Here is an 8,879-nt window from a genome sequence, read left to right on the forward strand (position 1 = left end):
AACAGCAACTATTATCATCACAACTATACTAAGGTTCACCTTTTTCTTTTCTCTCACCGCTCTTTGTTTACTTAAGTGTTTCTTGGAGAAATTTTGAGCATTATGTTTGTATATTTGAACCAGAAAATTTGTTTCAAAAATTATTGCAAGAACCATGAAAAAAATTACCTGGCTTATCCTTTTTGCTTTATTTTTAAATAGTTGCGCCTCATCCTCAAAGCTTATCCAGCGGGCGCAGTATGATGCTGCCATTCAAAAATCTGTTAAGAAACTCCGGAAAAAACCCAGTAAGGAAAAGGAAATCCTGAACCTTGAGAGGTCTTATCAAATCGCCAACGAGCAGAATTATGAAAGGATTCGTTTTCTGAAAAGGGAAAATAACCCGCGTAATTTAGAGGAGATTATGCGCCTCTATACGATCATGAAAAACCGCCAGACCCTTGTGCGCACGGTTACCCCCCTTTACCTGCGTGATCGTGTGGTGCAATTCCCCTATATTGATTACGACGAGGAGATCATCTCTGCCCGCAGTGGCGCCACCGAATATTATTACAACCAGGCCCTGGAACTGATGAAACGCAACGACAAGATGGCCTACCGCGAAGCCTGGCAAAGCCTCTCCAGGGTCAAGGAGTATTCAGGTGATTATCGCGATGTGAATAACCTGATGGATGAAGCCAGGGAAAAAGGCATCAGCAGGGCTTTGGTCTCGGTTGAGAACCACACCATTTTTAATTTACCCAACGAGTATAAACAGCAATTGCTTACCGTTGATCCCCGTGGTCTGGAAAATGCCTGGGTGGAGTTTTACTACAGCGATCTTGATCAGAACATTTACTTCGACTATTTTGTGCTGGTTAATTTGCGCCAGATTATGGTTTCACCCGATCAAACCACCCAAAAAGACACTCAGCATCGCAAAAGAATTGAGGATGGATTTGATTACGCCCTCGATGCCAACGGCAACGTCATGAAGGATAGCCTGGGCAACGATATCAAAATTCCCAAATATAAAACTATCTTTTGCACAGTCATTGAGACCCTTCAGCGCAAATCGGTGAACATTGACGGCGATATCGAGATCTTTTCTGAAAATCCCCGCCGCCTCTTGAAACGTGAACCCGTTGGCGCTGCCACGACCTTTGAGCATAAATCGGCCCGGGCTGTGGGCGACCGGGGTGCCCTTGATGAGGAAACCCTGAAACTGGTGGAAGTAGGCCCGTTGCCATTCCCCAGTGATCCGGAAATGATCCTCAGGACTTCCGATATCTTCAGGAAAGCTATAGCAGATGCACTAAGGAAGAACAGGAACTATATCCAGTAAATGCCTGAGAATAGGTTCCCTTGACAGAAAAGAAAAAGCAAGGAGCATCCATCGAGTGCCCCGTGCTTATGTGTGTTTTTTCCGGGGCTTGCTTTATTTGTTTTTTGTATCCTTTGCCTGGCTCTGCTGGCTGATAAAATTGATGAGCTCCTGCTCCATTTCATCCACTGATTCACACCAGGTAAACAGCTCCAGGTCGGTTTCGCTTATGGTATAATTGTCCACCAGTCCCTGGATGTTTATTATCTGGTCCCAATACTTCTTGTCGTAAACCAGGATTTTCATCGGTTTTTTAATCTTTTCAGTTTGTATTAGGGTCAGTATCTCCATGAACTCATCAAGGGTTCCAAATCCCCCAGGGAAGATCACCATCGCTTTTGCCAGGTAGGCAAACCAGAACTTGCGCATAAAGAAGTAATGAAACTCAAAATTGAGGTCCGGGTCAATATAGGGGTTGGCAAACTGCTCAAACGGAAGGCTGATGTTCAGCCCAATGGACTTACCCCCGACAAGGCTCGCACCTTTATTGGCTGCTTCCATAATACCGGGGCCACCTCCTGAACACACGTAAAACCTGCCCTGTTCATTGCAGTTGTTTTGGCACCAAAGCGTTATTCTTCTTGATAATTCCACTGCATCTTCATAGTATCGCGAGTTCTCCAGGTCTTTTTCAGCCTTTTTCAGCGTTTTTGGATCAGGTTTAGGCAACTTTTTCAGTTCCTTAAGGTTGTTCTCGGCGATTTCACGTGGCAGGGTACGGGCCGAACCAAAGAATACCACTGTGTTATAAATTCTATGGCGGTAAAAGCGGGCCCGCGGTTCAATATATTCAGACAGGATACGAATCTCACGGGCGGCGGGCGACATGAGGAAATCGTGGTTTTTATATGCCTTTTCAGGTTTTTGATTACTCATTCGTTATGGTTTTAATTAGGTTTCTTTTTTCTTCCCATTATACAAAAATCGCAATAACTCTGCAATTTTCATATGAAATCCAAACCTTTCTACCTGTTTTCTGTTTATCATCCCTGCCTGCTTTCTTGAAAAAGCGAAAAAGCCCCTTAATTTTGCATTCGCAATTCCCTTGTATTGAACTTACTGAACCAAAACCACTCAGTCATGCCTTTTAGAAGAAAAAAATATCCCGTGTGGGATACCATCAGGACCTATGGCATCATTACCATTGGCTTATTTATCAATGCCCTCTCATGGACGGCCTTTCTGATCCCCTCTGAGATCGTGGGCGGGGGTGTTACAGGGGCCAGTGCCCTGGTGTATTTTGCCACTGGTTTCCCGGTGGCTATCACCTTCCTGCTGGTGAATGTGGTATTGATCATTTTCGGCATCAAAAACCTGGGATTCAGCTTTGGAGTCAAAACAGTGTTTGCCATTGTGGTCTTGTCAGCTTTTCTGGGTCTGCTCCAGAAGCTCATTACCGAACCAGTGGTGGACGACCGCTTCATGTCGGCCATTATTGGCGGTATTCTCGGTGGAGCCTCCGTAGGGCTGGTATTTACCCAGGGAGGAAGCACCGGCGGAACAGATATCATTGCCATGATCATAAACAAGTATCGCAATATCAGCCACGGAAGGCTTATCCTTTTTATGGACGTGGTCATTATTTCCGCTTCATACCTTATTTTCCAATCCATCGAGATTATGGTATATGGTTATGTTACGATGGCTGTGGCCTCTTACAGCATTGATATGCTCCTGATGGGACACAAACGCAGCGTGCAGCTTTTTATCTTTTCAAAGCAGCACGAACAAATTGCCGAGACCATTGCCAATGAGATAGGCCGTGGGGTTACCCTGCTCCAAGGCAAGGGCTGGTATACCAAGGAGGATGCCCCGGTGCTGATGGTAGTAGTAAAACGCTATGAATCCACTAACCTCTTCCGGGTAATCAAGGAAATCGACCCCAAGGCCTTTATCACGATGGGCAGCGTGATGGGCGTATACGGACAGGGTTTTGACCCGATAAAATACTAGCCAGGGACTTATTGCTTGGTCCAGATACGCCTGTTCAGGTTCAGGTCTTCCACGATACCTGTTGCCAGGCTGATCTCCTCAAAATAAGGTCGCACGGTCTCAAATTTGGTGAGCGAGCGAAAAAAACTCGGTTCAAACAGATTTTTGGTGTAACCAATGGCCAGGTATAGAAAGGAATTTACAAAACTCACATAAACGGGCTTATCGCTTTTCTTGCGAAAGTCTTTCAGCCGCTGCATCAGGCTGGTGGATAACACATAGCGGCTGACTACCTGATCGTCCCCATAGGCCACAAAGTATTTGTTGAATTCCGGGTCTTCCAATTGCAGAAGCTTTTCACTCCTGGCCAGGTTTGCTTTCTGTAATATCCTGGCAATGCCACTATTCCCTAAGCGGTTGGGCAAAACAACCGTGGTACCTTCAAAGTGCTTATTGAAATCGGCCACAAAAAACAGCCCTTTAAACAAAATCTGCCATTGCGTCTGACCCTTCGAGTTTGTGGTTCGATATTCAGCCTTCACTTCCGAAAACCAGAACTGGGTCTTGTCTATTTTCCCAAACACATAATCATCACCATTGTAGCGATCAATTTTGGTCAGGAAAAGACGCGAGCGCTCAAAGGAATCGACTCCGATAAAATTTTTTGGCTGATAGCTCAGGTCCGGGCTGATGAAGTGTATGATCTTTTCGATCACTTCCCGCTTAAAGTCAGCAACAAAAGCTTTATCGCGACCCCAGGCCGACCAGGTCACTACTCCTGCCAGTAATATGACAATGGGTGCCACCAGGATAAGAATAAAATGCAGGTCGCGTTCAGGATTGATAAGGAATAAAGCCACCGTGATGCTGGCAGCAATGCCCAGCACCGTTACGCCAATGATTGATCCTAAGCGATTTTGCATCTTTTTCCGGCGGGCGTCCAGCAACTCCATTTCCCGAAACAGGGTATGGTTGTAATAGCTTTCAAATTCCTCAAGGGTTCTCATTCAATCGGGCGTTTCAGCTCTTTAAACATTAGCTGTTGAAAAGTTCCTTTACATTCACGTTCTCCCGCTCTTGCTCGGGGGTTTCCAGCCATTTGCGCGACTTGAAGTTAAAAATCGGCGCAAACACGTTGGAAGGGAACAATTGTACTGCATTGTTGTATTCAGTAACAGCCGCGTTGTAAGCCCTGCGAGCCGCACTCAACTGCTCCTCCACCTCGTTGAGTGACCCCTGAAGCTGCTGGAAGTTTTCACTCGCCTTCAGCTCAGGATAATTCTCAACAGCCACGCGGATATTGCCCAGGCTGCGCGTGATTTGGTTCTCCAGGTCAACCCGCTCATTAGGGCTCAGCTTCCCTTCCATGGCCCTGGCGCGCATCTCCGTAATCTCAATAAGGGTTCCCCGCTCATGCTGCATGTATTTCTCCACAGCAGCCACAAGGTTGGGAATCAAGTCGTAGCGTTTCTTGGCCATGACGTCAATGGTGCTGAAAGCCTGGTCAGCCTGGTTACGAAGCCTGACAAAACGGTTGTAGGCGATCATGGTGAAAAGCACCAGAAGGCCCAGGGCAATGAATATTCCTGACATTGTAAAGTTTTTTGGTTAATACGTTCAAAAATAATCACTATTCGCGGATTGTGTTGCTGATGACTCCGAATTCTTTTGTAAATTGTCGTTTCATTTTTAAAGCAGCCCGCTTTCCGGGCCAATTTTGTTTGCCATTTGGCTGAAAAACCTTTATTTCGCATTTCAATAAATAAAAAAGAATATGGAAAGAATATTAGGACATCTTAAGCCTTCCAGGGTATGGGAGCATTTTGAAGATATTTGCCAGGTTCCAAGGCCTTCCAAGAAAGAAGAGAAAATCCTGAAGTTTCTGATTGCTTTTGCAGAAAAGAATAAGCTTGAATGGCAACAGGACAAAGTGGGTAACCTGCTGATTAGCAAACCCGCTTCCAGGGGGTATGAAAATCGCCAGTCGGTTGTATTGCAAAGCCATGTGGATATGGTTTGCGAAAAAAATGCCGACACCAAACACGATTTTGACCACGACCCCATCGTGCCTCGCCTGGATGGCAATTGGGTGAGGGGTACCGGGACTACCCTGGGTGCCGACGACGGCATTGGCATTGCAGTGCAATTGGCCATTCTTGAAGCAGACCAAATCGAACACGGCCCCCTGGAATGCCTCTTCACCGTGGATGAGGAAACCGGGTTGACGGGCGCTTTTGCCCTTGAGAAAGGGTTCATCAAAAGTCGCATCCTCCTTAATCTCGACTCAGAAGATGATGGAGAACTCTTTATCGGTTGCGCTGGTGGCATCGACACTCTGGTGACATTCCCCTGTACCAAGACCACTCCCGAGAGCAATCACCTGGCTTATAAGATCAGCGTGACCGGCCTTAAAGGCGGGCACTCGGGCGATGATATTAACAAAGGCAGAGGCAATGCCAACAAGATTCTGAACCGCCTCCTGTGGAACTTCCAGAAGATGTTCGACATCCGCCTGTCTGAAATTCAGGGCGGCAACCTTCGTAACGCCATCGCCCGCGAAGCATTTGCCACCTTTACCATGCCCCAGAAGTACAAGGCTGATTTGCGTGAACTGTTTGAAAAACTGTCTGCCGACATCCGTGATGAGTTAAAAACCAACGAACCCGGCCTGGCCATTGCTTGTGCCGAAACCGGCATGCCGGATGGGCTCATAGACCTCAATACCCAGCAAAACCTGTTCAATGCCCTGTATGCCTGCCCCCATGGCGTAATGGCAATGTCGCCCGACATTCCCAACCTCGTGGAAACCTCAACCAACCTGGCTTCCGTAAAAATGACCCCCAGTGAGATCATCATCTCCACCAGCCAGCGCAGCTCCCTCGAATCAGGCAAACGCGATCTGGCCGACATGGTGGCCAGCGTCTTTACCCTGGCTGGTGCAAAGGTGAAGCACGGCGATGGATACCCTGGATGGAAACCCAACGTCAACTCGCCCATCTTGGGCATCACAGAAATGGCTTATACCAGCCTTTTTAAGGAAAAACCAAAAGTACTGGCCATTCATGCCGGACTGGAGTGCGGACTGATCGGCGAGAAGTATCCCGGGATCGATATGATCTCATACGGCCCGACCATCAAGGGCGCTCACAGCCCCGATGAAGGCATCGAGATTGATACCGTCCAGAAATTCTGGGACCTCACACTGGAGGTGCTGAAAAACATCCCGAAAGCATAGGTTCTGAACACGGATGAAGCGGGTTTTGCGGATTATCATGGATTTATTAAACCAAAAATCAACAATCGTAAATTGTTATTCTTAAACCATTTTTTAAAATTAACCCTTTCAGCACCTCTCTGTCCTCAATATGAAACCTCTTCAAAAAGATCTTGAAGTGATGTCCCCTGTGGGCTCTTACGACTCGCTGACCGCCGCTATCCAGGGAGGTGCCAACTCGGTCTATTTCGGGGTGGGCAAGCTGAATATGCGCTCGCGCTCTGCCCAGAACTTTTCGCTTGACGACCTGAGGCAAATAGCGGCCATCTGCCGCGAGCACAAGGTGAAGACCTACCTGACCCTCAATACTATTATTTACGATGCTGAGCTGCCTGAAATGCGTCATACGGTTGATGTGGCCAAAGAGGCAGGCATCACCGCCATCATTGCTTCCGACCTGAGTGTCATCAATTATGCCCGCAGCCGGGGCGTCGAGGTGCACCTGTCAACCCAAACCAATGTCACCAACCTCGAAGCGGTTCGCTTTTATGCCAATTTTGCCGATGTGGTGGTCACCGCCCGCGAACTGAGTTTGCAGCAGGTTTACGAGATCGTACAGGGAATTGAACGTGAGCAGGTCACCGGCCCTTCAGGAAACCTGGTCCGCATCGAGATCTTTGTGCACGGCGCCTTGTGTATGGCCGTCAGCGGCAAGTGCTACCTCAGCCTCGACACCCTCAACTCCTCTGCCAACCGCGGGGCTTGTCTGCAACCCTGCCGCAGGACTTATCTCGTTACGGATAAGGAAGACGGCTATCAATATGAGGTCGACAACGAATATATCATGTCGCCCAAGGATCTGTGCACCATTGGCTTTCTAGATAAGATCGTGCAGGCAGGGGTGACGGTCTTTAAAATCGAAGGGCGGGGCCGCGGTCCCGAGTATGTGAAAACGGTCACCCAGTGCTATCGCGAAGCCGCCACGGCCGTCCAGGAAGGCATCTTTACCCCGGAGAAAGTCGAACACTGGCTGCAGCGCCTCAAGGGGGTTTACAACAGGGGCTTTTGGGATGGCTACTACCTGGGCCGTAAAATGGGCGAATGGACCGAACGTTACGGCTCGCAGGCTACCCGTCGCAAGCAATACCTGGGCCTGGTGACCAACTATTTTGCAAAGATCGGGGTGGCTGAGGTCAAAATGGAAACCCACCAAATGCAACTTCATGACCCCTTGCTCATTACCGGACCTACCACAGGGGCTCTTGAATTTGAAGTCGGAGAAATCAGGGTTGACCTCCAAAAGGTTAAAGCCACCCAAAAAGGCGAAGTATGTTCCATCCTTGTTCCTGAACTGGTCAGGCGGGGGGATAAGGTGTTTAAGTGGGTCGACGTAAAAGAGCCGTTTTAGGGCCGCTTAGCCTAGAACTGCTCGTAAACGTCTTCATCATCGTAATAGTAGTAATGCGTTTGCAGAAACGGCTGCTCTTGCCCATCCACGATCTTATGGTAGGTGCTTGTTAACAGCCGGTCCTTCTCATCATAGTAGAAGCGCTCGATCAGCTCCAGGTTCCCGTTCGAAAGGATCTTCTTTTCCGATATCATCTTATTGGGCCCGAATTCCAGCAGAATCTCGTAATTGTGCCACACTTCGCCCGGGTTGAAAATGCTGGCATCGATCCGGGTCAGCTTGCGGGTATCCGGCTCATAATGAAGGTCGAGTTTAATGTGTTTTAGCCCGTCCTTAATGTATTCGCGGCGGGTTACCAGTCCGCTCAACTTGGTTTTGTAACGCCAGTTTGGAGATTTATCGCCCAGCAGAAAATCAAGGGAATAACGCCGGATGTAGTTCTCAAAGTAAAATTTCCCCATTTCCGCATCATCCAATACTTCAACCGTCTTGACCTGCCCGTCAAAGTCAGGATAAAGATTGGCCACCAGTTCAAAGGTGTCCTTTTCGGCATTGAAAGCATACAGCTGGTCAATGGAACGATACATGTGGAGGTAGTCCACGTTTTCCTTAAACTTGATGCCCAGGGCGGTCAGGGTGTTCACCATCATCAGGTGGCCGTAACGGGTCAATTCAGCCTGATCGCGGTGCGACATAATGATCACTGCATCCACCCCTGCGGCCCTTGCCTGTTCCCTGATCTGCCTGACCTGCACGGTGATGGGTGCGCCGGGATAATGCCTCGCTTCAAAGGTATGGGTCTGAATGTAGGGCTTGTCGGGAAGCTTCTCGCCCGGGAAATAAATTTTGACCTCACGGTTGTGGCGCGGAGTCGGGAATTCCTTGATCCTGTATGGGTCGCTGGTGAAGGGATAGTTTGTCATACAGCCGGTAAAGACAAACAGCACGGCTAACAGCAAGAA

General features: G+C 48.4%; 9 protein-coding genes. 4 read left to right on the forward strand and 5 right to left on the reverse strand.

Going from position 1 to position 8,879, the window contains the following annotated elements; translation table 11 throughout:
• A partial coding sequence (locus tag V2I46_14120) for a hypothetical protein (GenBank protein ID MEE4178637.1) occupies window positions 1-252 on the reverse strand: 252 nt, incomplete at its 3' end.
• Between the two features lie 151 nt (window positions 253-403).
• Here V2I46_14120 and V2I46_14125 point away from each other — a divergent pair.
• Window positions 404-1,324, forward strand: a complete 921-nt coding sequence (locus tag V2I46_14125; protein ID MEE4178638.1) for a hypothetical protein — start codon at window positions 404-406, stop codon at window positions 1,322-1,324.
• Window positions 1,325-1,417: 93 nt separating this feature from the next.
• Here V2I46_14125 and V2I46_14130 read toward each other — a convergent pair whose 3' ends face one another.
• On the reverse strand, window positions 1,418-2,239 hold the full coding sequence (locus V2I46_14130) for a TIGR00730 family Rossman fold protein (GenBank protein MEE4178639.1): 822 nt from the start codon (window positions 2,237-2,239) through the stop codon (window positions 1,418-1,420).
• Window positions 2,240-2,443: 204 nt separating this feature from the next.
• Here V2I46_14130 and V2I46_14135 point away from each other — a divergent pair, with 204 nt between their 5' ends.
• Window positions 2,444-3,316 (forward strand): YitT family protein, encoded by an 873-nt coding sequence (locus V2I46_14135; protein MEE4178640.1) that lies wholly within the window; start codon window positions 2,444-2,446, stop codon window positions 3,314-3,316.
• An 8-nt stretch (window positions 3,317-3,324) separates the two neighbouring features.
• Here the strand turns inward: V2I46_14135 and V2I46_14140 are convergent, their stop codons facing one another.
• Together V2I46_14140 and V2I46_14145 are read right to left on the reverse strand one after the other, a co-directional pair.
• Window positions 3,325-4,302, reverse strand: coding sequence for a DUF3137 domain-containing protein (locus V2I46_14140; GenBank protein ID MEE4178641.1), 978 nt, complete (start codon window positions 4,300-4,302; stop codon window positions 3,325-3,327).
• A 28-nt stretch (window positions 4,303-4,330) separates the two neighbouring features.
• Window positions 4,331-4,888, reverse strand: coding sequence for a LemA family protein (locus tag V2I46_14145; protein MEE4178642.1), 558 nt, complete (start codon window positions 4,886-4,888; stop codon window positions 4,331-4,333).
• 181 nt (window positions 4,889-5,069) lie between these two features.
• Between V2I46_14145 and V2I46_14150 the strand changes: the two genes are divergently transcribed.
• Both V2I46_14150 and V2I46_14155 read left to right on the forward strand, forming a co-directional pair.
• The gene (locus V2I46_14150) at window positions 5,070-6,530 is read left to right on the forward strand and encodes an aminoacyl-histidine dipeptidase (GenBank protein MEE4178643.1); all 1,461 of its coding nucleotides are present in this window, start codon (window positions 5,070-5,072) and stop codon (window positions 6,528-6,530) included.
• Between the two features lie 130 nt (window positions 6,531-6,660).
• Window positions 6,661-7,917, forward strand: a complete 1,257-nt coding sequence (locus tag V2I46_14155; protein MEE4178644.1) for a peptidase U32 family protein — start codon at window positions 6,661-6,663, stop codon at window positions 7,915-7,917.
• An 11-nt stretch (window positions 7,918-7,928) separates the two neighbouring features.
• Here V2I46_14155 and V2I46_14160 read toward each other — a convergent pair.
• On the reverse strand, window positions 7,929-8,879 hold a 951-nt coding region (locus tag V2I46_14160; GenBank protein MEE4178645.1), incomplete at its 5' end, for a hypothetical protein.

It is taken from the genome of Bacteroides sp. (assembly GCA_036351255.1).
Classification (GTDB): Bacteria; Bacteroidota; Bacteroidia; order Bacteroidales; family UBA7960; genus UBA7960.